The sequence below is a fragment of the Streptomyces sp. NPDC030893 genome (assembly GCF_055571535.1).
The window spans coordinates 1-23,329 of the sequence record NZ_JBVIFC010000019.1 but is presented as its reverse complement, the minus strand read 5'-3'; the positions used below and the strand labels follow the sequence as shown (position 1 = coordinate 23,329).

At 72.3% G+C, this 23,329-nt stretch carries 19 protein-coding genes and 1 pseudogene; 13 read left to right on the top strand and 7 right to left on the bottom strand.

Annotated features, from left to right (window positions below):
• The first annotated feature begins 572 nt into the window (after nt 1–572).
• From ACZ434_RS28190 to ACZ434_RS28180, 3 genes are all read left to right on the top strand, one after another.
• Entirely contained in the window at nt 573–1,328 is a 756-nt protein-coding gene (locus ACZ434_RS28190) for a GOLPH3/VPS74 family protein (RefSeq protein WP_468460679.1), read from the top strand.
• Nucleotides 1,329–1,617: 289 nt separating this feature from the next.
• Nucleotides 1,618–2,475 (top strand): helix-turn-helix domain-containing protein, encoded by an 858-nt coding sequence (locus ACZ434_RS28185; RefSeq protein WP_468460677.1) that lies wholly within the window; start codon nt 1,618–1,620, stop codon nt 2,473–2,475.
• Between the two features lie 227 nt (nt 2,476–2,702).
• A complete protein-coding gene (locus ACZ434_RS28180) occupies nt 2,703–2,894 on the top strand; it encodes a DUF397 domain-containing protein (protein ID WP_468460675.1) in 192 nt (63 codons plus the stop codon).
• A gap of 216 nt (nt 2,895–3,110) precedes the next feature.
• On the opposite strand, the gene ACZ434_RS28175 is transcribed toward ACZ434_RS28180, so the two are convergent.
• From ACZ434_RS28175 to ACZ434_RS28165, 3 genes are all read right to left on the bottom strand, one after another.
• Nucleotides 3,111–3,968, bottom strand: coding sequence for a MerR family transcriptional regulator (locus tag ACZ434_RS28175; RefSeq protein ID WP_468460673.1), 858 nt, complete (start codon nt 3,966–3,968; stop codon nt 3,111–3,113).
• Nucleotides 3,969–4,048: 80 nt separating this feature from the next.
• Nucleotides 4,049–4,546: a glutathione peroxidase gene (locus ACZ434_RS28170; RefSeq protein WP_468460671.1), complete on the bottom strand. Its 498-nt coding sequence runs from the start codon at nt 4,544–4,546 to the stop codon at nt 4,049–4,051.
• On the bottom strand, nt 4,536–5,549 hold the full coding sequence (locus ACZ434_RS28165) for an ArsR/SmtB family transcription factor (RefSeq protein ID WP_468460669.1): 1,014 nt from the start codon (nt 5,547–5,549) through the stop codon (nt 4,536–4,538). Before ACZ434_RS28165 ends, ACZ434_RS28170 begins: the two co-directional genes overlap by 11 nt.
• Before the next feature lie 76 nt (nt 5,550–5,625).
• On the opposite strand from ACZ434_RS28165, the gene ACZ434_RS28160 reads away from it, so the two are divergent.
• From ACZ434_RS28160 to ACZ434_RS28130, 7 genes are all read left to right on the top strand, one after another.
• Nucleotides 5,626–6,852: an MFS transporter gene (locus tag ACZ434_RS28160; protein WP_468460667.1), complete on the top strand. Its 1,227-nt coding sequence runs from the start codon at nt 5,626–5,628 to the stop codon at nt 6,850–6,852.
• A 201-nt stretch (nt 6,853–7,053) separates the two neighbouring features.
• On the top strand, nt 7,054–7,143 hold the full coding sequence (kdpF, locus tag ACZ434_RS28155; protein WP_468460665.1) for a K(+)-transporting ATPase subunit F: 90 nt from the start codon (nt 7,054–7,056) through the stop codon (nt 7,141–7,143).
• Nucleotides 7,144–7,150: 7 nt separating this feature from the next.
• Nucleotides 7,151–8,815: a potassium-transporting ATPase subunit KdpA gene (gene kdpA / locus ACZ434_RS28150; RefSeq protein ID WP_468460663.1), complete on the top strand. Its 1,665-nt coding sequence runs from the start codon at nt 7,151–7,153 to the stop codon at nt 8,813–8,815.
• Nucleotides 8,812–10,944 (top strand): potassium-transporting ATPase subunit KdpB, encoded by a 2,133-nt coding sequence (kdpB, locus tag ACZ434_RS28145; protein ID WP_468460661.1) that lies wholly within the window; start codon nt 8,812–8,814, stop codon nt 10,942–10,944. Before kdpA ends, kdpB begins: the two co-directional genes overlap by 4 nt.
• A 5-nt stretch (nt 10,945–10,949) precedes the next feature.
• The gene (locus ACZ434_RS28140; protein ID WP_468460659.1) at nt 10,950–11,618 is read left to right on the top strand and encodes a potassium-transporting ATPase subunit C; all 669 of its coding nucleotides are present in this window, start codon (nt 10,950–10,952) and stop codon (nt 11,616–11,618) included.
• Between the two features lie 29 nt (nt 11,619–11,647).
• The gene (locus ACZ434_RS28135) at nt 11,648–12,331 is read left to right on the top strand and encodes a response regulator (protein WP_468460657.1); all 684 of its coding nucleotides are present in this window, start codon (nt 11,648–11,650) and stop codon (nt 12,329–12,331) included.
• A gap of 29 nt (nt 12,332–12,360) precedes the next feature.
• Nucleotides 12,361–14,925, top strand: coding sequence for a sensor histidine kinase (locus tag ACZ434_RS28130; protein ID WP_468460655.1), 2,565 nt, complete (start codon nt 12,361–12,363; stop codon nt 14,923–14,925).
• On the opposite strand, the gene ACZ434_RS28125 is transcribed toward ACZ434_RS28130, so the two are convergent.
• Both ACZ434_RS28125 and trkA read right to left on the bottom strand, forming a co-directional pair.
• Nucleotides 14,879–16,432 (bottom strand): TrkH family potassium uptake protein, encoded by a 1,554-nt coding sequence (locus tag ACZ434_RS28125; protein ID WP_468460653.1) that lies wholly within the window; start codon nt 16,430–16,432, stop codon nt 14,879–14,881. The genes ACZ434_RS28130 and ACZ434_RS28125 overlap by 47 nt on opposite strands.
• The gene (gene trkA / locus ACZ434_RS28120; RefSeq protein ID WP_468460651.1) at nt 16,429–17,742 is read right to left on the bottom strand and encodes a Trk system potassium transporter TrkA; all 1,314 of its coding nucleotides are present in this window, start codon (nt 17,740–17,742) and stop codon (nt 16,429–16,431) included. Before trkA ends, ACZ434_RS28125 begins: the two co-directional genes overlap by 4 nt.
• A 147-nt stretch (nt 17,743–17,889) precedes the next feature.
• Between trkA and ACZ434_RS28115 the strand changes: the two genes are divergently transcribed.
• Complete coding sequence (locus ACZ434_RS28115; protein ID WP_468460649.1) at nt 17,890–18,933, top strand: Clp protease N-terminal domain-containing protein; 1,044 nt, start codon at nt 17,890–17,892, stop codon at nt 18,931–18,933.
• Entirely contained in the window at nt 18,930–19,457 is a 528-nt protein-coding gene (locus ACZ434_RS28110) for a hypothetical protein (protein ID WP_468460647.1), read from the top strand. The genes ACZ434_RS28115 and ACZ434_RS28110 overlap by 4 nt, the downstream gene beginning before the upstream one ends.
• Before the next feature lie 19 nt (nt 19,458–19,476).
• Here ACZ434_RS28110 and ACZ434_RS28105 read toward each other — a convergent pair whose 3' ends face one another.
• Both ACZ434_RS28105 and ACZ434_RS28100 read right to left on the bottom strand, forming a co-directional pair.
• Nucleotides 19,477–20,442: a phosphotransferase family protein gene (locus ACZ434_RS28105; protein WP_468460645.1), complete on the bottom strand. Its 966-nt coding sequence runs from the start codon at nt 20,440–20,442 to the stop codon at nt 19,477–19,479.
• 74 nt (nt 20,443–20,516) lie between these two features.
• Nucleotides 20,517–22,574, bottom strand: coding sequence for a PA14 domain-containing protein (locus ACZ434_RS28100; RefSeq protein WP_468460643.1), 2,058 nt, complete (start codon nt 22,572–22,574; stop codon nt 20,517–20,519).
• 211 nt (nt 22,575–22,785) lie between these two features.
• Here ACZ434_RS28100 and ACZ434_RS28095 point away from each other — a divergent pair.
• Nucleotides 22,786–23,329, top strand: a pseudogene (locus ACZ434_RS28095) (IS5 family transposase); the annotation flags it as partial.

The window sequence follows — 23,329 nt, the reverse complement described above, 5'->3', positions numbered from 1 at the left end:
CACCCCCCGCAGGGGCACCGCCGCCCTGGCCCTCCGCCGGAGACTCGCCCTCGCCCCCCGCAGGGGCACCGCCGCCCTGGCCCTCCGCCGGAGTCCTGCCCCCGCCCTCCGCAGGAGCACCGCCCCCCTCGCCCTCCGCAGGAGACTGCGCGGGGGGTACCGACAGCACCCTCGTGGCCGTGTCGGCCGTCGTGCCGCGGGGTTCCGGGGGCGTGGTGTCGCGTGCCACCGCCAAACGGGGATCCCGCTTCCCGGGAACCGGACCCGCGCTCCCCGACGTCGGTTCTGCCGACGACTCGCGCTGCTTCGACCTGTCGGGGGACTCGCCCGCCACCGATGCCTCCTCCATGCGCCGCACGCCCCGCGTGCGCCATCCGAACCGTGTACCGCCCGCCCGCGACAGCCCTCCGCGGCGCTGTCCGAACCATGTACCAGTGTCCTGTGTGCGGGCTTACCCCACGCGGTAGACGAGAACGACATACCTACCGGTTCCACTACGAACCGGTCACGCACCCTCGACAGACCAATGTGAGAGGGGTCACCCTGTCAGACATCCACGCGGGGAGGCATGGATGGGCAGGAGCCGCAGAACACTTCCGGAGGAGCTTCTGCTGCTGGCACTGGACCCGGCCACGGGTACCACTGCGCAGCCGCAGTCGCTCGACCTCGGTCTGGCCGGAGCACAGCTAGTGGAGCTGGCGCTGGCCGGACGGATAGCCCCAGACGGGGATCGTATCGCCGTGGTGGTGCCACGGCCGACTGGAGACCCAACACTGGACTGCGCGTTGGAGTTGCTGCGAAGGCGCGGCGCTCCGGTACGGGCGGTCCACTGGATCGGCGGGCCGCGTCTCGGGCTGCGCCAGACCTACCTCTCGCATCTGGAGCGGTGCGGCATGGTGCATGCCGTGGCCGGTCAGATGTGCGGGGTGTTGCCGACGACTCGCTACCAGGCGACGGACACCGAGATCAGCCGGGAGATCAGGGCCCGGCTGGACTCCGCGATCCGCACCGGCGTCCCGCCGGACCCGCGGACCGCGGCGCTCGCCGCACTGGCGCACGCGGTGGGTCTCGGCAAGCACCTGTATCCGGGGAACGAGGGACGCTCCTCGCGTTCCCGGCTGCGGGACCTGATCCGGCACGACCCGATGGGCGGACTCGTCGCGCACGCGGTGATGGACGTCCAGAACGGCGCCGCGGCCCAGCCGCGCCGCAGCTCCGCGCCGGCGGGCCGGCAGGCCGCCGCCGGCGGCCGGGGCGCACCGGAACCCGCCCGAGGCGTTCCGGCGCAACCACGCCGGGGATCCATGGCACGCGCCGCGGCCCACTGAGCCGTACGTCCCCCCGGGGCCGAACGGCACGGCGTTCACGGATCCGCGGCACCGCAGACCCGGTCACGGGAGCCGCTGTCCGAGCGGGGCGGAGAGAGCGCACGGGAGCTCTCCGCCCCGCTCGGCGTGCCCCGGCCGGTGTCCGCACCCGTCACCGGACCGTGAAGTGGCGTGTACCCGTCGTATATCCACCATTTTCCAGCGGTGGTGAGCACCTTGGTGGCAGTCTGCTCATCAGCAGACACGCAAAGTGGCAAGTATGAGGCACGCAGCCGGAGGTGCACGTCCCGTGGCGTCCAATGTCAATCCCACCGTCAGGCGGCGCCGGCTGGGCCAGGAGCTGCGCAGGCTCCGTGAGCTCAAGGGCATGACGGCCGAGGAGGTGGCCGAGCGGCTGCTGGTCTCGCAGTCGAAGATCAGCCGCCTGGAGAACGGCCGGCGCAGCATCAGCCAGCGCGACGTGCGCGACCTGTGCGGGGTGTACGAGGTCGAGGACAGCCGGATCGTCGAGTCGCTGATGCAGATGGCCAAGGACTCCCGCCAGCAGGGCTGGTGGCACGCCTTCGGCGACATCCCGTACAGCGTCTACATCGGTCTGGAGACCGACGCGGAGTCGCTGCGCGTCTACGAACCGCAGATCATCACCGGCCTGTTGCAAACCCGCGCGTACGCCGAGGCGATCGTCCAGGGCGGCTCGCCGGAGTCGACCGAGCAGGAGAACGACCGGCGGGTCGAGGTGCGGCTGCGCCGGCAGGGCCGGATCACCGCCGAGGGCGACCCGCTGCGGCTGTGGGTGGTGCTCGACGAGGCGTCCCTGCACCGGATCGTGGGCAGCCGCCAGGTGATGCGGGAACAGCTGGAGCACGTCATGGAGTTGAGCCAGCTGCCGCACATCACCGTGCAGGTGCTGCCGTTCGAGGTCGGCGCGCACGCCGGGATCAACGGCCAGTACTCCATCCTGGAGTTCGCCGACGCGGCGGATTCGAGCGTGGTGTACATCGAGGGCGTCACCAGTGACCTGTACCTGGAGAAGCCGCACGACGTGCAGAAGTACACGGTGATGTACGAACACCTGCGGGCGCAGTCGCTGAACGTGGAACAGTCCCGTCAGCTGGTGGAACGCCTCGCGAAGGACTACGCGCGCTGATCCACCGCCAGGTGTCGCGGCGGAAGGCTACGCCGCCCGCGCCGCGGAGGGAAGTGCCGTGCGGAGAATGTCACCCGGACGAGTGAACGACCGCTCCGGCGGCAGATGTTGGCGAGTAGCGTCGATCACGCCAACCGGCAGTGAGGGTTGGCGCAATCCGTTCTGCGGGTCCATGCCGGAATGCGCAGGTCGGTGACAGCAACTCAGCATCTGGCTACGGAGCGAACATGGCAATTCGTCTGGGCGCCACGGAAACGTGGACGACGTCCTCCTACACCAACAACAACGGCGCGTGCGTGATGGTCAGGTCGACCACCGAGGCAGTGCTGGAACTCGGGGACACGAAGGTCCCCGAGGGTCCCAAGCTGGCCTTCCCCGCGGACGCGTGGAGCGCCTTCGTGGCCACGGTCAGGAGCTGACCGCACCGGCTGCCGGCCGGGCCCGCGGACCGGACCGGCGCCCGTCACCAGCACCACCGAAGAGCCCTCTCGACCAGTCCGCCGTCCTAGCCGAGAGGGCTCGGCCGGTGCCCCCGGGCCCAGCCGGCGCCGGAACCGCCGGGCGGGCGGCCACCGACCACCGGGCACCGAGCACCGACCACCGGAGCGCCGCCGGAAACGGCTACCGGGCAGCTGCTACCGGAGCGCCACCGGGAAGGCGACGTCACACACCGGGTCCTGTGGCCCCGCGGCCCCCCAGTCCGCGAAGTACACCTCACGGCACGGGCCCGCCGGCGTCAGCCCCTGCCCCTTGATCCACTCCTCCACCGCCTCGAACGCGGCCAGGATCTGCGGGTACGCCACCTGCGCCTTGGTGATCCGGGCGCAGGCCAGCCGCAGCGCCGGCTCCACCCGCACCGCCGTCCCGCGGGCCCGGCCCCGCGCCTCGGCCCAGGCACGCGCCGCCGCCTCGTCGGCGACCGGGACGCACGCCTCCGCGGGACCGTCGCTCTCCGCCGACACCTCGGAGTGGTACACCACGAACGGCGCCCCGGTCATGCCCCCGCACTCGCGGGCCGCTTCCTCCAGCCGGCCCAGCGACGCCCCGATCCACGACGACAACTCCTCCCCGAGGAGGTGCCGCGACTCGGTGATCAGTACCTGCTCCGGCACCTCGACCGTCTCGACCGTGAACTTCCCGTACATCTCGGAGCTCCTCCCCGACAACCGTCCACGGAGGTACTCGGCGAGCGTCCGCCGCTCGGCGTGGAGCGCCTCGACGTCCGACCAGTACGCGGCGAGCCGTTCGGCCCCCGTCGCACCGCCGTCCGCGTCGACGACCTCCGCGATCCGGGCCAGCGGCATGTCCAGCCGCCGCAACAGCGCCACCAGCCGGGCCCGTTCGATCTGACCGGCCCGGTAGAACCGGTACCCGGTGGTCTCGTCGACCCGCGCCGGCGCCAGCAGCCCCAGCCGGTCGTACAACCGCAGGGCCTTCGCCGACAGCCGCGCCCGCGCCGCGAACGCCCCGATGCCGATCAGTTCCTCGTCCACGCCGACATCCTCCGCCGCCGGGCGGGCCTTCCGCCCGGCGGTCAGGACGCTCCCCCTTGACCCAGGGGCAAGGTCAACGGTCAGCCGATCGCCTTCTCCACGGCCGCCACCAGCTCCGCCGAATCCGGCTCGGTCTGCGGCGAGAAACGGGCGACGACCTCGCCGTCCCGCCCGATCAGGAACTTCTCGAAGTTCCAGCGGATGTCCCCGCTGTGCCCCTCGGCGTCGGCCACGCCGACCAGCCGCTCGTACAGCGCGTGCCGCCCCTCCCCGTTGACCTCCACCTTCTCCGTCATCGGGAAGGTCACCCCGTACGTCGCCGAACAGAACTCGGCGATCTCCTCCGCGCTGCCCGGCTCCTGGCCGAGGAACTGGTTGCAGGGCACGCCGAGCACGGTGAAGCCGCGCTCCTCGTACTGCTCGTGCAGCCGCTCGAGGCCCGCGTACTGCGGGGTCAGCCCGCACTTGGAGGCCACGTTCACGACGAGCACGGCCCGGCCCGCGTACTGGGCGAGGGCCGCCGGCCCACCGTTCAGGGCGCCGATCTCGACATCGAGGGGTTTCGCTTCAGTCGTCATGAGCCGACCCTAGCCCCGGCCGGTGACTTTCCCCCCGCCCGGCCTCCGTGAGGACATCTCCCGCCGCCGTCCGCACGTACAGCACCGACCGGCCCGCACGGCCCGCCCGCTCCACCAGCCCCGCCTCCCGCAGCACCCGCAGATGCCGGCCGACCGAGCCCAGCCCCTGCCCGGTCACGGCGACGAGCTGGCTGGTGCTCATCGGGGAGCCCAGCAGCATCAGCACCCGGGCCCGCGCACCCCCGAGCAGCGTGCCCAGGCCCGCCGGTACGGGCTCCCGGTCACGGTCACCGGCCAGCGCGCCCGCGCACGGGTACACCAGCGCGTACCGCCGCGTCCCCTCCGACGATACCCAGCCCACCCGCTGCGGAGTCACCGGCACGAACAGCAGCTCCGCCCCGGAGATCTCCCGCGGGGGCAGCTCGTGCGCGTTGACCTGGAGCCGGTTGCCGCCCAGCCAGCGGGTCCCCGGCCGCAGCGCGTCCAGCACCGTCGCCCAGCCGCTCCGTCCCACCTGCGCCGTCCTGGCCACCACATCGGCCTCCAGGATCCGCCGGCGCCGCGCCCAGTACGGGCGTACGGCGTCCTCCCACACGTGGGTGAGGAGGTCCGCGGCCCGGTCCGCCAGGTCGTCGCGGTCCAGCGGGGCGGGCAGCGGGCCGCCGCCCAGCGAGACCCGCAGCTGGGCGCGGGCGGCGGCGGGCGGAACCGCGCGCACCCGCCCGACCTCCTGCGCGAAGCTCTCACCGCCGCGCGGGGTGCCGGTCAGGAAGTCCGCGATCCACACCGTGCCGAGCGCGGACGGCACCAGCAGCGCGGTCACCGGGTCGGCGGCCAGCCGCGCGCGGTAGGCGGGCAGATGCGCCGCGAGCCAGGCCCGTTCGCCCGGATGCGCGGCCCGCGCCGTGTGCAGCAGCCGCAGACCCGCGAAGGTCTCGGCGAGCGGCGAGAGCACGAACCGGCTCCCGGCGAGCGTGTCCGCACTGATCTGCCACCAGCCCACGACCGCCCGCCTTCCGACCTTTCGCCCCTGCGCGAAACACTAACGACCGCCCCCGCGCCCTCCGCAGACTCCGCGCATGCGCAGCTACAGGGACCTCTTCCGCACCCCGGAGTTCACTCCGCTCTTCCTCGCCGCCTCCGCCCAGACCCTGGCCCGTACGACGAGCGGCCTGGCCCTGGCCACGCTCGTCCACCGGCAGACCGCCTCACCGCTGCTGTCCGCACTGAGCATGTTCGGCCCGTCCCTCGCGCACGTCCTCGGCGCGACGCTCTTCATGTCCGCCGCCGACCGCCTCCCGCCCCGCGCCACCATGACCGGCACCGCCCTGGCCTTCGCGGCGGCCACACTCCTGCTCGCCCTCCCCGGCCTCCCCGTCACGGCTGTCTTCGCCGTGCTCCTCCTCCAGGGCCTGGTGGCGTCGGTGTCCGGGGGAGTGGGATGGGGCCTGCTGAACGAGATCCTCCCCAAGGACGGCTACCTGCTGGGCCGTTCGGTCTTCAACATGATGCACGGCATCGCGCAGATCACCGGCTACGCGACCGGCGGCGTCCTGCTGGCGGTCCTCTCCCCGCGCCTGTCGCTGCTGCTGGCGGCGGCCCTGTTCGGCACGGCCGCGCTCGCCGCCCGCCTCGGCCTGACCCGCCGCCCCCCGCGCGCCGCGGGCCGCCCCTCCGTACGGGCCACCTGGCGCGCCAACGCCCGGCTCTGGTCGTCCCCGCCCCGCCGCCACGTCTACCTCGGCCTGTGGATCCCCAACGGTCTGATCGTCGGCTGCGAATCCCTCTACGTCTCCCACGCCCCCGGCGCCGCCGGCGTCCTCTTCGCCTGCGCCGCCGCGGGCATGCTGGCCGGCGACGTGGCCGTCGGCCGCCTGATCCCGCCGGCCCGCCGCCGGCGCCTGGCCACCCCGCTGCTCCTGCTCCTCGCCGTGCCCTACCTCCCCCTCGTCCTCCAGCCGCCGCTGCCCGTGACGGCCGTCCTGGTCACCGTGGCCTCCGCCGGGTTCGGGGCGAGCCTGGTCCAGCAGGAGCGGCTCATGTCGCTCACCCCGCCGGACCTCTCCGGCCACGCCCTCGGCCTGCACTCCTCCGGCATGCTCACCCTGCAGGGCGTCAGCGCGGCCCTGGCGGGCACCCTCGCCCAGCTCACCTCGCCCGCCACCGCCATGACGGCCCTGGCGGTGGCCTCCTGCGCGACCACCCTGCTCCTCGCCGCCACGGCACCCGCCCGCCGCGGGACCCGGACCCGGCCCCGGAGCGGGGCCGGGGCCGTGGGCGACGCCACCCCGGGACGACGACCGTAAGGGACCCGCTAAGAACGCCCGGGCCGCCGTACGGAAGCCGTCAAGGGCCGCCGACATGCGGCCGGACGTGCGGTTCTCTCTTCTGGTCGGATTCCTTTTCGAACCTCACTAGGAGCTCGCGATGGCCGATCTGGCCTTCGTCGCCGTCACGGTCGCGGTGTTCGCGCTCGTGGCTCTCGTCGCCAAGGGGGTGACGAAGCTGTGACCGCCGAGAACGTCGTCGGCCTGATCGTGGCCGTCGCCCTGCTGGGATACCTCGTCCTCGCCCTGATCGACCCGGAGAGGTTCTGAGCACCCCATGAGCCCCGTCCTCGCCGGCGTGCTCCAGACGCTCGCGCTCGTCACCGCGCTGGCGCTCGCCTACCGCCCCCTCGGCGCCTACCTGGCCAGGGTCTACTCCTCGCCCAGGCACCTGCGCGTCGAGAGATGGATCTACAAGGGCATCGGTGCCGACCCGGACGCGGAGATGCGCTGGTCCGCGTACCTGCGCGGCGTGCTCGCCTTCTCCCTCGCCGGTGTCCTCTTCCTCTACCTGCTCCAGCGGCTCCAGGGCGTCCTGCCCGGCTCGCTCGGCTTCACCGCCGTCGACCCCGACCAGGCGTTCAACACCGCCGTCTCCTTCGTCACCAACACCAACTGGCAGTCGTACTACGGCGAACAGGCCATGGGCCACATCGTGCAGACCGCCGGTCTGGCCGTGCAGAACTTCGTCTCCGCCGCCGTCGGCATCGCCGTGGCCGTCGCCCTCGTCCGCGGTTTCGCCCGGTCCCGCACCGGTGAACTCGGCAACTTCTGGGCGGACCTGGTCCGCGGCGTCGTCCGGGTCCTGGTGCCGATCGCCGCGGTCGCCGCGGTCGTCCTCGCGGCCTGCGGTGTGATCCAGAACTTCTCCGGCATCCACGAGGTCGGCCAGTTCACGGGCGGCGCCCAGGAGTGGAACGGCGGCGCGGTCGCCTCCCAGGAGGCCATCAAGGAACTCGGCACCAACGGCGGCGGCTACTTCAACGCCAACTCCGCCCACCCCTTCGAGAACCCCACCCCGTTCACCAACCTCTTCGAGATCTTCCTGATCCTGCTGATCCCGGTCTGCCTCACCCGGGCCTTCGGCATCATGACCGGCTCGGTCCGCCAGGGCTACGCGATCCTCGCCACCATGGGCACCATCTGGGCCGGCTTCGTCGCCCTGATGATGTGGACCGAGTTCTCCCACCACGGCCCGGCCCCGGAACTCGCGGGCGGCGCGATGGAGGGCAAGGAGCTGCGCTTCGGCATCGGCGGCTCGTCGCTCTTCGCCGTGTCCACCACCCTGACCTCCACCGGCGCCGTGGACTCCTTCCACTCCTCCTTCACCGGCCTCGGCGGCGGCATCACCCTGCTCGGCATGATGCTCGGCGAGATCGCCCCCGGCGGTGTCGGCTCCGGCCTCTACGGCATGCTGATCATGGCGGTCATCGCGGTGTTCCTCGCCGGTCTGATGGTCGGCCGCACCCCCGAGTACCTGGGCAAGAAGATCGGCACCCGCGAGATCAAGTGCGCCGCCTGCTACATCCTCATCACCCCGGCGCTGGTGCTGAGCCTCACCGCCGCGGCGATGGCCCTGCCCACCCCGGGCGACTCCATGACCAACAGCGGCGCGCACGGCTTCACCGAGATCCTCTACGCCTACACCTCCGCGGCCAACAACAACGGCTCCGCCTTCGCCGGACTCAACGCCGACACCCAGTGGTTCAACACCACCCTGGGCCTGGCCATGCTGCTCGGCCGTTTCCTGCCCATGGTGTTCGTGCTGGCGCTCGCCGGCTCCCTCGCCCGGCAGCAGCCCGTCCCGGCCACCGCCGGCACCCTGCGCACCGAGAAGCCGCTCTTCGCCGGCCTGCTGGTGGGCGCCGTCCTGATCATCACCGGTCTGACCTACTTCCCGGCGCTGGCGCTGGGCCCGCTCGCCGAAGGGCTGGCGGCATGACCACCGACACGCACGAACACGAGGACTCGATGTCCACAGCCACCCCGACCCGGGCGCCGCACCGCGACGCACCCACCGGGCACACCTCCGACGAGGGCCGTGTCGGCACGGGCCTCTTCGACCCGAAGCAACTGATCAGGTCACTGCCGGACGCCTTCCGCAAGCTGGACCCGCGGGTGATGGTGAAGTCGCCGGTCATGTTCGTCGTCCTCATCGGGTCCGTACTGACCACGGTGTTCTCCTTCGCCCACCCCGGCGACTGGTTCGGCTGGACCATCAGCGCCTGGCTCTGGCTCACCGTGCTCTTCGCCAACCTGGCGGAGGCGGTCGCCGAGGGCCGGGGCAAAGCACAGGCCGACACCCTGCGCAAGGCCAAGACCGACACCGTCGCCCGCCGCCTGGCCGGCGCGCGCGAGGAACGGGTCCCCGGCACCGGGCTGCGCATCGGTGACCTGGTGATCTGCGAGGCCGGTGACGTCATCCCGGGCGACGGCGACGTCGTCGAGGGCGTCGCCTCGGTCGACGAGTCGGCGATCACCGGCGAGTCGGCACCCGTCATCCGCGAGTCGGGCGGCGACCGCAGCGCCGTCACCGGCGGGACGAAGGTCCTCTCCGACCGTATCGTCGTGCGGATCACCACCAAGCCGGGCGAGACCTTCATCGACCGGATGATCGGCCTCGTCGAGGGCGCGGCGCGGCAGAAGACGCCCAACGAGATCGCGCTGAACATCCTGCTCGCCTCGCTGACCATCGTCTTCCTGCTGGCCTGCACCACGCTGACCCCGTTCGCCGAGTACGCCGGCACCGAACTGTCGATGATCGTGCTGGTGGCGCTGCTGGTCTGCCTGATCCCGACCACGATCGGCGCCCTGCTCTCCGCGATCGGCATCGCCGGCATGGACCGGCTGGTGCAGCGCAACGTGCTGGCCATGTCGGGCCGCGCCGTCGAGGCCGCCGGTGACGTCTCCACGCTGCTGCTGGACAAGACCGGCACGATCACCCTCGGCAACCGGCAGGCCGCCGCCTTCGTGCCGGTGCGCGGCACCACCGAGGCGGAGCTGGCGGACGCCGCCCAGCTCTCCTCCCTGGCCGACGAGACACCCGAGGGCCGCTCCGTCGTGGTCCTCGCCAAGGAGAAGTACGGGCTGCGCGAACGCCACCAGGGCGAGCTCGCGGCCGCCGAATGGATCGGGTTCACCGCGCAGACCCGTATGTCCGGCGTGGACGCCGGCGGCCGCAAGGTCCGCAAGGGCGCCACGGGCTCGGTCATCGCCTGGGTCCGCGAGCGCGGCGGCACGGTGCCCGGGGACGCCGGCGAGACCGCCGACCGCATCTCCGCGGAGGGCGGCACGCCCCTGCTGGTCGCCGTCGAGGACGAGCGCGGCGCCCGGGTCCTCGGGGTGATCCACCTCAAGGACGTCGTCAAGGACGGGATGCGCGAACGGTTCGCGGAACTGCGCCGCATGGGCATCAAGACCGTCATGATCACCGGCGACAACCCGCTGACGGCCAAGGCGATCGCCGAGGAGGCCGGCGTCGACGACTTCCTCGCCGAGGCCACCCCCGAGGACAAGATGGCCCTCATCAAGCGGGAGCAGGCCGGCGGCAAACTCGTCGCGATGACCGGCGACGGCACCAACGACGCGCCCGCGCTGGCCCAGGCGGACGTCGGCGTCGCCATGAACACGGGCACGTCGGCCGCCAAGGAGGCCGGCAACATGGTCGACCTCGACTCCGACCCCACCAAGCTCATCGAGATCGTCGAGATCGGCAAGCAGCTCCTCATCACCCGGGGCGCGCTCACGACGTTCTCCATCGCCAACGACGTCGCCAAGTACTTCGCGATCATCCCGGCCCTGTTCGCCGCCGTCTACCCGGGCCTGGACACGCTCAACATCATGCGGCTGTCCTCACCCGACTCCGCGATCCTCTCGGCGGTGATCTTCAACGCGCTGGTCATCGTCGCGCTGGTCCCGCTCGCCCTGAAGGGAGTGCGGTACCGGCCGGTCAGCGCCGACCGGATGCTCCGCCGCAACCTCGCCGTCTACGGGCTCGGCGGGCTGATCGCCCCGTTCCTCGGCATCAAGCTCATCGACCTGCTCGTCTCCCTCGTCCCCGGAATCGGCTGATCACCATGAACCACTCCGCCACCAACACCGCCCGGCTGCTCGGGGCGGGCCTGCGCGCCCTCCTCGCACTGACCGTGGTCACCGGCATCGTCTACCCCCTCGCCGTCACCGGCGTCGCCCAGGCGCTGTTCCCCGGGAAGGCGAACGGCTCCGAGATCACCGCGGACGGCGAGGTCGTCGGCTCCTCCCTGATCGGGCAGTCGTACACCCTGCCGCTGAAGGAGGGGCAGGAGACCCCCGAACCCGACCTCAAGTGGTTCCAGGGCCGCCCCGCGAACGGCCTCGGCACCAACAGCGTCAACACCCAGTACGACCTCATCCTGTCCGGCGCCACCAACCGCGCCGCCGACAACCCCGAACTGGTCCAGTGGGTGAAGGACGCCAAGGCCGCGGTCGTCAGGGACAACTCCGTGGCCGGCCACACCGTCGACCCCTCCGACGTGCCCGCGGACGCGGTCACCTCCTCCGGCTCCGGCCTCGACCCGCACATCTCCCCCCGGTACGCCGAGCTCCAGGTGCACCGGGTCGCCGAGCGCAACGGCCTGCCCGTCGCCCGCGTCGCCGGTCTCGTCGAGGAGCACACCGACGGCCGTACCCTCGGGTTCCTCGGCGAACCCCGGGTCAACGTGCTGGAGCTCAACATCGCGCTCAGGGAACTCGTGGCCCGACACTGATGGAAGAACGACAGGAAGGGCCCACGCCGATGACCCGGGTGCTGCTCGTGGAGGACGACCCCCAGCTCGCCCGCGCCCTCGTCATCACCCTGCAGGCCCGCCACTACACCGTCGACGCCGCCCCGGACGCCGCCACCGCCCTGCACCTGTCGGCGGCGCACCGGCCCGACGTGGTCGTCCTCGACCTCGGCCTGCCGGACCTGGACGGCGTCGACGTCATCAAGGCGCTGCGCGGCTGGACCCGCGTACCGATCCTGGTGCTGTCCGCCCGGCAGGCCTCCGACGAGAAGGTCGACGCGCTGGACGCGGGAGCCGACGACTACATCACCAAGCCGTTCAGCATGAACGAGCTGCTCGCCCGGCTGCGCGCCGCCGTCCGCCGCACCCGGACCGCCCCGGACGCCCCCGAGGTCCCGCTGGTCACCACGGACGGCTTCACCGTCGACCTGCTCGCCAAGAAGGTCCGCCGGGACGGCCGCGACGTCCGGCTGACCCCGACCGAGTGGCACCTGCTGGAGATCCTCGTGACCAACCCCGGCCGCCTCATCACCCAGAAACAGCTCCTGCAGGAGGTCTGGGGCACCACCCTCGGCAACAAGACCAACTACCTGCGCGTGTACATGGCCCAGCTGCGCCGCAAACTGGAAGCGGACCCCTCCCGGCCCCGCCACCTCATCACCGACCCCGGAATGGGCTACCACTTCGAGGCGTGAGCCTCCTCCCGCCACAGGAGAGCAGGACCATGGCACGCGGCAGACTCCGCATCCACCTCGGCGCGGCACCGGGCGTCGGCAAGACCTACGCCATGCTGTCCGAGGCACACCGCCGGGTGGAACGCGGCACCGACTGCGTGATCGGCTTCGTGGAACACCACGACCGGCCCCGCACCCGGACGCTGCTGCACGGCCTGGAACAGGTGCCGCGCAGACAGCTGGAGTACCGGGGGAGCTCCTTCACCGAGATGGACCTGGACGCGGTGCTGGCCCGCCGCCCCGCGGTCGCCCTCGTCGACGAACTCGCCCACACCAACGTCCCGGGCTCCCGCAACCCCAAACGCTGGCAGGACGTCGAAGAGCTGCTCGCGGCCGGCATCGACGTCATCTCCACCGTCAACATCCAGCACCTGGAGTCGCTCGGCGACGTCGTCGAGTCGATCACGGGCGTCCGCCAGCGCGAGACCGTACCGGACGAGGTGGTGCGCCGGGCCGACCAGATCGAACTGGTCGACATGGCCCCCGAGGCGCTGCGCCGCCGGATGGCGCACGGCAACGTCTACCGGCCCGACAAGGTCGACGCGGCCCTGTCCAACTACTTCCGCCCCGGCAACCTCACCGCCCTGCGCGAGCTGGCTCTGCTCTGGGTGGCGGACCGGGTCGACGAATACCTGCAGCGCTACCGCAGCGAACACGGCGTGCGCGCGATATGGGGCTCCCGCGAACGGATCGTGGTCGGCCTCACCGGCGGCCCCGAGGGCCGCACCCTGATACGGCGGGCGGTACGCCTCGCGGAGAAGGGCGCCGGCGGCGAGGTCCTCGCGCTCTACGTGGCCCGCAGCGACGGACTGACCTCCGCCTCGGCCGGCGAACTGGCCGTCCAGCGCACCCTCGTCGAGAACCTGGGCGGCAGCTTCCACCACGTCGTCGGCGACGACATCCCGACCTCGCTGCTGGAGTTCGCCCGCGGGGCCAACGCGACCCAGATAGTGCTCGGCGCGTCCCGCCGCAAGGGCTGGCAGTACGTCCTCGGACCCGGCGTGGGCGCCACCGTCGCCCGTGACTCCGGACCGGACCTGGACGTCCACCTCATCACCCACGACGAGGTCGGCAAGGGCCGCGGTCTCCCGGCCGCCCGGGGCGCCCGGCTCGGCCGGTCCCGCATCGTCGCCGGCTGGCTGACCGGCACCCTCGGCCCCGTCCTGCTGACCCTGCTGCTGAGCACCGTCACGTCCGACGTGGGCCTGGCCAACGACATGCTGCTCTTCCTGGCGCTCACGGTGGCGGCGGCCCTGCTCGGCGGCCTGCTGCCCGCCCTCGCCTCCGCCGTGGCCGGATCACTGCTGCTCAACTGGTACTTCACCCCGCCGGTGCGCACCTTCACCGTCGCCGACCCGCAGAACATCGTCGCCATCGTGGTCTTCGTGGGCGTCGCCGTCTCCGTGGCCTCGGTGGTCGACCTCGCGGCCCGCCGCACCGACCAGGCGGCCCGGCTGCGTGCCGAGGCGGAGACCCTGTCCTTCCTCGCCGGCAACGTGCTGCGCGGCGAGACCAGCCTGGAGGCGCTGCTGGACCGCGTACGGGAGACCTTCGCCGTGGACTCCGTGGCCCTGCTGGAACGGGAGAACGACAAGGCCCCGTGGACCTGCGCCGGCAGCGTCGGCGCCACCCCCGCCGTCGCCCGGCCCGAGGACGCCGACGTGGACGTGCCGGTCGGCGACGACATGGCGCTCGCGATCTCAGGCCGGCTGCTGCCCGCCTCCGACCGCCGCGTCCTGGCCGCGTTCGCGGCACAGGCCGCCGTCGTCCTGGACCGGCGGCGGCTCAAGTCCCAGGCCGACCGGGCCAGGGAACTCGCCGAGGGCAACCGCATCCGCACCGCCCTGCTCGCCGCCGTCAGCCACGACCTGCGCACCCCCCTCGCCGGCATCAAGGCGTCCGTGTCGTCGCTGCGGTCCTACGACGTGGACTGGACGGAGGAGGACCGCGCCGAACTCCTGGAGGCGATCGAGGAGGGCGCCGACCGGCTCGACCACCTGGTCGGCAACCTGCTCGACATGTCCCGCCTCCAGACCGGGACCGTCACACCGCTGATCCGCGAAGTGGACCTGGACGAGGTCGTACCGCTGGCCCTGGGCGGCGTCCCGGAACCGGAGTCGGCCGTGGTCCTGGACATCCCCGAGAGCCTCCCCATGGTGGCCACGGACAAGGGCCTGCTGGAGCGGGTGGTCGCCAACGTCGTGGAGAACGCCGTCAAGTACAGCCCCGGCGACCAGCCGGTCCTGGTCGCGGCCAGCACGCTCGCCGACCGGGTGGAACTGCGGGTGGTGGACCGCGGGCCCGGCGTCCCCGACGACGTCAAGGAGCGCATCTTCGCCCCGTTCCAGCGCCACGGCGACGCCCCGCGCGGCAACGGCGTCGGCCTGGGCCTGGCGGTCGCCCGCGGCTTCGCCGAGGCCATGGGCGGCACCCTGCAGGCCGAGGACACCCCCGGCGGCGGCCTCACCATGGTCCTCAGCCTCCCCACCGCGGGGAGCCCGGTGGTGGCTACGCCCGCCAGTACCCGCGGCGGAGCAGCACCGCCAGGGGAATGATCTCGATGCGGCCGAGGAACATCAGCGCGGTGAGCACCACCTTCGACAGCCCCCCGAGCGGCGCGTACGAACCGAACGGGCCCAGCTCCCCGAACGCCGGCCCGACGTTGCCGAGGCAGGCCGCGGCGGCGCCGAGCGCGGTGAACACCCCGGTCCCCGGCGTACTCGCCCCGGTGTCGAGGGCGAGGCAGAGCGTGCCCAGCGCCAGGGCCAGCACGTAGAGGAGCGCGAACAGGAGCGCGGAGCGGAGCGCGGCGGTGTCCACCACCCGGCCGCTCACCCGCACCGGGACCACGGCCTCGGGATGGACGGCCTGCTCCAGCTCCCGGCGGGTGAAACGGAAGAGGATGAGATGACGGACCACCTTGACCGAGCCGCTCGCCGAACCGGCGCACGCCCCGACGAACATCAGCGCCAGCAGGGTGAGCGCCGCGAGCGTCCCCCAGTCGGACCAGTCCGTCGTCGCGAACCCGGTGGTCGTCATCACCGACACCGTCTGGAAGACCGCGTGCCGCACACCGCCGGCCCCGGCCACCGTGCCGTCCGCGAACAGCTCCGCCGCCAGCACGGCCGACGCCACCACGAGCAGCGCGAGATACAGACGCAGCTCCTCGTCGCGGGCCCCGGCCCGGAACTGACGCAGCACGGCGAGCCGGTACAGCCGCAGCAGGTTCACCCCCGCCACCACCATCAGCGCGCACAGCACCCACTGCGTCACCGGCGCGAGACTCCGCGCCGAGTCCGCGTCCGGGGTGAACCCGCCGAGGGCCACGGCGGACGTCGCGTAGGAGAACGCGTCGAACAGCCCCATCCGCCGGTCCAGGCCCGCCCACCCCAGCACGGCCAGCGCCAGCACACCGGCCGCCGTCACCGCCACGTAGATCTTCCACAGCCGCCGGGCGGTGTCGCGGATCGTCGCCCCCAGCGACTCCATCTCGACCGGCCCCGGCAGCTCCGAACGCAGCAGCTCGCGGCCACCGATGCGCAGCCGCGGCAGCACCGCCAGCGCCAGCACGATGATGCCCATGCCGCCCAGCCAGTGCGTGAGCTGCCGCCAGAGCAGCATGTCGGTGCCGAGCGCGTCCACGTCCGTCAGCACCGTCGCACCGGTCGCGGTGAACCCCGACATCGCCTCGAAGTAGGCGTCGACCGGATGGTCGAGCTGCGGGACGTGCCCCAGCAGGAAGGGCAGCGCGCCGAACGCGGGCACGAGCAGCCAGACCGCGACGACGACGAGGAACCCCTCCCTGACACCCAGCGGCGACCGCTCACCCGTCAGTCGCTGCAGCGTCAGACCCGTCACGGCCGTGACGGCACCGGCGGCCAGGAAGGGCCACGCGGGCTCGCCGATCGCCTGCGCGACGACCGCCGGCACGGCGAACGCGAGCGCGAACCACGCGAGCAGGGCGCCCACGACCCCCAGCGCGGTCCGCAGGTCCACACCGAGCCGCCCGCGCGGCAGCCACCGGCGCGGACGGCGGCCCGGCGCCGTCTGCCGGGGCCTCACAGGCCGTGCTCGATCCCGGGGACGTGCTCGGGCTCGCAGAGCACGATGGCGCGGTCGCCCGGCAGCAGTTCGTCCCTCCCGTCGGGGAAGAACACTTGGCCGTCCCGGACGATCGCCCCCACCCCGGCGTCGGGCACCGCGTCCACCGCCCGGTGCGCGTACCGGCTGTCCGCCCGTACGGTGATGTCGAGCACCTCGAAACGGTCGTCCCCCACCATCGCCACCTGCCGCGTGCGCTCGTCGAAGGTGAAGCGGGCCATCTTCTCGGCGGTCTCGTCACCCGGATCGATCGTCACGTCGACACCGACCGCCTCGAACACCTCGGCGGCGGCGGGGTCGTCGAGGACCGTCAGCGTGAGCTTCACCCCGTGGAGTCCCGCCAGCACCGCCCCGTGCAGATTGCGCGAGTCGTCCCCTCCCGCGAACACCGCTGCTCCCGCCGTACCGATGCGCTCCCGGCGCAGGAACTCCGGATCCAGCCCCGACGCGTGGAACACCCGCGCCCGGTGCAGCACGTTCCCGGCCGCCCGCGCCCGCGCCGCGTCCGGCTCGATCATCCGTACGGCGATCCCCCTGTCCAGCAGCACCCGCGCGATGGCCGTCCCCATGCGCCCCGCGCCGAAGACCGCGACCTCGTCGACCGGATCGGCCCCGCTGGCCAGCCGGCCCCACGCCCGCGCCGCCGACAGCGACGCCATCACGATCACCCAGTCGCCGGGCCGCAGCACCTCCCGCCCGTCCGGCCTGACCCACTCCCCGTCCCGTACGACGGCGACCACCCGCGAATCCCCGGGCAGCCCCGCCTCACGCAGGGGCCGCCCGGCGAACCACGGCGGCTTCTCCTCGTGGATGTCGACCCCGAGCACGACCACCTCACCGCCCGCGAAGAAGTCCACGTGCCGGGCCCCCGGCACGTGCAGGACCCGGGCGACGGCACTCGCCGTCTCGTACGCCGTCGAGACGAGCAGGTCCACATCGAGATCGCCCGCACGCCATGCCGCCAGGTAGTCCATTCCGGTGGCCCGCACCACCGTCCGCGCCGACGACAGCCGGCGGGCGAGCATGGCGGTCACCAGGTTGACCTCGTCCCGCGACGTGCAGGCCAGCACCAGCTCCGCGTCGGCCACACCGGCGTCGAGCAGCGTCTCGCGCCGGGTGCCGCTGCCGCGCGTGACCCGTACGTCGTAGGCGTGCGACAGGGCCTGCAGCCGCCCCTCGTCGATGTCGATCACCGTGCACTCGTGCGTCTCGGAGAGCGACTTGACGACGGTGTGCCCGACCTGGCCCGCACCCACGACGATGACCCGCATACCGGCATCGTGGCACCCCAAAGGACCAGACGCAGATACGCCTCGCGAACGATGCGGCCCCCGCCCCCGGGTCGGGAAGCTTGCACACAGCAGCACCACCAACAGGCACGCGCAGACCCGGCACACGCGGTCACGAGGAAAGGCAGCATGGAAGCGATCAAGGAGCCCGACTGGAACACCGTGGGAATCCTGGGGGCCGCCGGGGGCGCGGCACAGGCGTCCACCGGGTCGGCCATCGGCACGGACCACCTGCTCGCCGGCATCACCTCCGCCAAGGGGCCCGCCCGCACGGCGCTCGCGGACGCGGGGGCGACCAGGACCGTGGTGGCGGCACTGCTGCGGAACGCGGCGGACCGGGGCGTCACCTGGACCGGGGACGACGACGAGGAGGGCAGCGTCGCCGCGCGGGACGTGGTGGGGGAGGACGGCGGCCGCAACACCCGCTTCACAGGCGCGGCGGCGAAGGCACTGACCGCGGCGATGGAACAGGCCCGCCGCGAGGACGCGAAGAAGTTCACGGCGGTACATCTGCTCCGGGCCCTGCTGGACCGGACCCCGGAGACAGACCCGGACACGACCAACCGCGCGACGGGACTGCTGCACGCCTGCGGTGCCTCACCCCTGACCGTACTGTCCCTCCTCGACGGCGGCCCCGGCCCCGGCGAGGACGACCTGGACCCCCTGCTGCACCCCACCCGCGACATCCTCCTCGGCCGCGCCCACTATCGGCCCAAGGTCCTCTGGAAGCGCTGGCTGCTCAAGCGCGCGGGCGTCAACTGGGCGTCCCGGCCCGCCTGGTGGGTCAGCATGGAGACCCCCGAGCAGGCACACCGCCTCGGCCACGACACGGTGGGCACCGAGCACATCCTGCTGGCCATCCTGGCCACGCACGAGGTCGCGCACCGGTACCCGCACATGACCGACCCCACAGCCCCCACCCCCGACCCCCGCTTCACCGCCGGCGAACACCTGGCCGGCCTGGGCCTCGACCACGCCACGGTCCACCACGCACTGACCACCGCCCACATCCCCCTCCCACCCGACCCCCACCCCACCGACCACTACCTCGACGAGACCACCCCCACCACCTCCACCACCGCAGACCCGGGCACGGGTCCTCTCCTCGACGTCCTCCTCAGGGAGAAGACACGCGCCCGCCACCTCATCGAAACCCTCACCGCCACCCCATGACACGCAAAGTCGCCGGCGTTCCGCTGGCTCTGACGCTCCTCACCCTGTCCGGCTGCTCCTCCCTCCTCTGGGACTGCACCGACACGACGGCGGAGCGCGGTGAGGCGGGCGTCAGGGTGGAGGTCGAGGACACGTCCGGGCGGCCCCTCGGCGTCACCGCCGAGGTGGTCGGCTGGCGCCTGGCCCCCCACCCGCAGACGCCCGACGACGGTGACAGGGCCCACTTCCACTACCGCCTCAAGGGCGCCGACGAGAGGACCGGCCCCGCCGTGGACGCCTGCGCGGTCGACGAGGAACGCGTGGCGTTGGGATGCCGGACCATTCACTCGTCCGAGACGCCCGGGCGGGACGGTGACCTCGCGGGCCAGGACTGGATCGCCGTCGAGCACCCGGAGCAGGTCGCCGAAGTGCTCTTCATCCCCAACGACCAGTCCACCTCCGGCGGACGAACCTGCGACCAGGACTTCAAGGACGGCGGCGGCCCCCACCCTCCGGAACCGGCCGGCACCGGAGACCAGCTGTAAGCAAGCCGTCGCACACCTCTCACGCGTAACGCGCGAAGAGCGCCTGGAGATACCCCTCCAGCCGCTCGCGCAACAGGTGGGGAGTCAGCTCGACACGACCCATCTCCCGCCATGGTACGGCGACCTTCTCGGCGTCCGGAGCGAACCCCAAGGCGTCGAGCACACGCCAGTAGAGGTGGTCGGCGCGGTCGTCGGCCGGCGTCCCGCCCGCCGCGACGTAACGGTCGGCGAAACCCATGCCCGCGGACACCCCGTGCAGCAGAGCCAGGGCCGTCGAACAGTGCGCCACGTCCAGATCGGCCGGCCCCCAGGAGGTCTCCACCCAGTCGACGACACCGCCGATCCGCAGAGCGTCGCCGTCGCCGGTGAAGAGGACGTTGCCGGGATGGAAGTCCCGGTGCAGGAAGCAGCCCCGGTACGCCGGGGGCTCGCGTCGGATCACGTCCACGGCACGCCGCCACAGCTCGGGTCGACCGGTGTCCTCGGGCAGACTCACCCGCTCGGGAGAGGCCCACGCCTGATACGTACGAGGCCGCGCCTCGCCGGTCACGGCCAGCCGGTGGATGCGCAGCAACTGCTGGGCCAGCAACTCGGCACGCGGACCGGCCCCTTCATCACCCACGCGCACGGTCCCGGGCAACAGGGACATCAGCAAGGACGGGTGGTCGCAGTACTCCGCGGTCGGGTCCACGGCCACCAACGCGGCCGCGGGCACATCCGTGCCACCGAGCAGCCGCAGCACGGCCGCCTCACGATTCAGCAGCCCCTCCGCATGACGTACGAAGAAGGGCTTGACGAACGACCGCAGGACCAACGACCGCCGCCCGCCACCCGGCCCGCAGATGTCCAGACGCCGCATCTCCGACGTCCACCCGCCCCGCAACCGCACGACACCCTCGATGCGCTCCGCCCCGGACAACCCCTTCTCCACCCAGACCCGCGTCGCATCCCAACTCCGGCCGTCGTCACCCTCGTTCGCCACCACATGAGCAGACTACTGACCCCACCGGCGAAGGCCCCGCCGCCCGCTCGACCGCAGGGCCTCCCACCGGCTTCCCCTCAGACCAGGTCCGGCCGGATCTTCCACGGATGCGCGGCCGCGGTCTCGCTGCCGTCGGCGAGGACGCCGACCACGCGGTAGTAGGAGATCGAGCCGAGCGGCTGGTCGGGGTCGTCGTAGGACTGGTAGTAGGCGCTGGTGGGCGCGACGCTGCCCAGCAGGTCGTACGCCCCCGTCTCCGGGTTCCAGCGGCTCACCCGGTACTCGGTGACCGAGGCGCAGACGGCGCCGGAGCAGTGCCACTCCACCGGCCTGGCCTCCTCGGAGACCGTCCAGCCGCCGCCGCCGTACAGCGGGCCCTTGTCCTGGCCGATCGGTTCGGCCGGGGTGGTGTCCAGCTCGGTGGCGGTCACGGTGGCCCAGTCGGCGCTGGCCGTGGCGTTGCCCCACGTGTCCACCGCGTAGACCGCGTAGACGTACGACTGGCCGTCCGGAACGTCGACGCACAGCGCGGCCTGCGCGGCGTCCGGGCCCACGGTGCAGGTGCCCAGCCACTTGACCGAGCCGTCGGCCTGCCGGGTTCCGCGCACGGCGCGGTAGGAGGCGATGTCGTCCTCCGCCGAGGCGTTCCAGCGCAGCAGCATGCCGTCGGCGCGCGGCGTCGCGGTCAGTCCGGTGACCGGCCGCGGCGCGACACGGTCGGCGGTGGTCACCGTGACGGTGCGGGAGGGCGCCGACTCGTTGCCGCGACCGTCGGTGAGGACGACACCGTAGGTGTAGGTGGTGTCCAGCTCCCCGCTCTCGTCGTAACAGACGAACGCGTACTCCTTCCGGCCCGAGTTGAACGTCTGGCTCTCCTCCGCGCACGCGACCCGCACCGCGTCCGCGCCGAGCCGGGTGCCCTCGGACCGCAGCACCGTGAAGTAGGCGTCATTGAGCAGCTCGTCGGCCGTCGGGTGCTCCGGGGCGTTCCAGGTGAGCAGCACCCTGGTCCGGCCCGGCGTCACCTGCAGGTTCACGGGCGGGGCCGGGGCCGCCCGGTCGATACCGTCGGAGGTGACGGGCTTCGAGTACGGCCCCGGGTTCCCCGCCGCGTCGAGGCCGCGGACGACATAGGTGTGCGGCGTCTCGTCGTGCCCCACGGGATGCGTGTACGAGGTGCCGGCGAGCTTCTTCACCAGCGCGTACGAGCCGGTGGCCGGGTCCCTCTCGTACAGCTCGTAGGCGACCGCGTCCGGCACGGCCTTCCAGCCGAGCACCATTCCGTGGAGGTCGCCGTGCGCGGTGAGCCCGGTCGGGGCGGCCGGACCCGTGCGGTCGGGCGTGGTGACGCCCTGGTCGGCGGTGCCGGCGGACTCGTTGCCGGCCTTGTCGACCGCGCGAACCTCGTAGTAGTACGTCTGCCCGGTGGGAGGCGGGGTGTCGGTGTACGACGTGGAGGACGTGGTCGCCAGCGGCTTGGCCGGGTACGCGCTGCCCTTGAGGCGGCGGTAGAGGCGATAGCCGGCGAGGTCCATCTCCTTGTTCTTGGACCAGGTGATCCTCGCCTTGCCGGTCGCCGCGGCGTACGTGACGGCGGTGCCCGCCGGGGTGCGCGGCTTGACCTTGTCGACCGTCGCCGAAGTCCGTGGCTGGTAGCCGAACTTGACGTTGGCGGCGCCGGTCCAGTTGACGAAGTCGACGCGCAGGGTGTGCTTGCCGGGCGGAATGGTGACGTTGACCGTCTTCCTCACCGTCGTCGAGACGTTCTTCCACAGGTTGACCTTGCGGACACCGTCGACGTAGACGCGGATGCCGTCACGCGTTTCGACGGGGAACGTGAAGGGGCCACCGGAGCCGAAGTCGCGGGTCACCGTCCAGCGGACACCGAAGTTGTTCGCCGGCAGCCCGGACGCCGGGGCCTTCGTGCCCCAGTTCTGGTCGATCCTGGAGTCGCAGTCGGTCTTCTTCGGCTTTCCGGCGAAGGTGGTGTTCGCGAAGAACTGCCGCTTGTAGACCGGCGAGGCGCAGGAGGCCGCGGCGGAGGCGGGCGTGACGACGGCAGTGAGCAGTCCACCCGTGGTGGCGAGCACGAGCGCGGTCGCGGCCGCGGAGGTCGTGCGTCTGTCGTGCTTCATTCAGTCCTCTGCTTCAGACTCGGAACGGCGGCCGAGGCCGCCATGATCACGACCCACGAGCAGAGGGGTTGGTTGTACGGCGAGCACACCACCGGCCGGCCACCCCGACGATCACCACCACCACCACCGTGGCCGATGCCCTCCCCCTTACTGGCTCTAACAAAAGCTGCTGATCATGAGGCTGTCGGCCTCTCTGCTCGTATGTCTGGGTATGGGAAACCGTCAGTCGCGGCCGTGGATCGTGTCGGACGAACTGTGGTCGCTGATCGAGCCGTTGCTGCCGAAGCCGGGGCCGAAGAAGGTCCAGGGCAGACCACGGGTGCCGGACCGCCAGGCCCTGTCGGGGATCCTGTTCGTCCTGCACACCGGCATCCAGTGGGAGTACCTGCCCCAGGAGCTCGGCTTCGGCTCGGGCATGACCTGCTGGCGGCGCCTTGCGGCGTGGAACGAGGCCGGCGTCTGGGACCGACTGCACCAGCTGCTGCTGAACGAGCTGCGGTCGAAGAACCAGCTGGACTGGGACCGGGCGGTGATCGACTCCTCGCACGTGCGGGCCGCCCGACGGGGCCCAAAAGCGGGCCCAGCCCGGTCGACCGCGCACGGCCGGGCAGCAAGCACCACCTCATCGTCGACGGCCAGGGCATCCCGCTCGCGGTGTCGCTGACCGGCGGCAACCGCAACGACGTCACCCAGCTCGAGCCGCTGCTCGACAAGATTCCCGCCGTCGCGGGCCGGGTCGGCAGACCCCGCCGACG

What these genes read in the sequence shown, in the direction of transcription:
- ACZ434_RS28190 (WP_468460679.1), top strand. Translation starts at nt 573, where the DNA reads ATGGGCAGGAGCCGCAGAACACTTCCGGAGGAGCTTCTGCTGCTGGCA.
- ACZ434_RS28180 (WP_468460675.1), top strand. Translation starts at nt 2,703, where the DNA reads ATGGCAATTCGTCTGGGCGCCACGGAAACGTGGACGACGTCCTCCTAC.
- ACZ434_RS28170 (WP_468460671.1), bottom strand. Translation starts at nt 4,546, where the DNA reads ATGACGACTGAAGCGAAACCCCTCGATGTCGAGATCGGCGCCCTGAAC.
- ACZ434_RS28160 (WP_468460667.1), top strand. Translation starts at nt 5,626, where the DNA reads ATGCGCAGCTACAGGGACCTCTTCCGCACCCCGGAGTTCACTCCGCTC.
- kdpA (WP_468460663.1), top strand. Translation starts at nt 7,151, where the DNA reads ATGAGCCCCGTCCTCGCCGGCGTGCTCCAGACGCTCGCGCTCGTCACC.
- kdpB (WP_468460661.1), top strand. Translation starts at nt 8,812, where the DNA reads ATGACCACCGACACGCACGAACACGAGGACTCGATGTCCACAGCCACC.
- ACZ434_RS28140 (WP_468460659.1), top strand. Translation starts at nt 10,950, where the DNA reads ATGAACCACTCCGCCACCAACACCGCCCGGCTGCTCGGGGCGGGCCTG.
- ACZ434_RS28135 (WP_468460657.1), top strand. Translation starts at nt 11,648, where the DNA reads ATGACCCGGGTGCTGCTCGTGGAGGACGACCCCCAGCTCGCCCGCGCC.
- ACZ434_RS28130 (WP_468460655.1), top strand. Translation starts at nt 12,361, where the DNA reads ATGGCACGCGGCAGACTCCGCATCCACCTCGGCGCGGCACCGGGCGTC.
- trkA (WP_468460651.1), bottom strand. Translation starts at nt 17,742, where the DNA reads ATGCGGGTCATCGTCGTGGGTGCGGGCCAGGTCGGGCACACCGTCGTC.
- ACZ434_RS28115 (WP_468460649.1), top strand. Translation starts at nt 17,890, where the DNA reads ATGGAAGCGATCAAGGAGCCCGACTGGAACACCGTGGGAATCCTGGGG.
- ACZ434_RS28110 (WP_468460647.1), top strand. Translation starts at nt 18,930, where the DNA reads ATGACACGCAAAGTCGCCGGCGTTCCGCTGGCTCTGACGCTCCTCACC.
- ACZ434_RS28100 (WP_468460643.1), bottom strand. Translation starts at nt 22,574, where the DNA reads ATGAAGCACGACAGACGCACGACCTCCGCGGCCGCGACCGCGCTCGTG.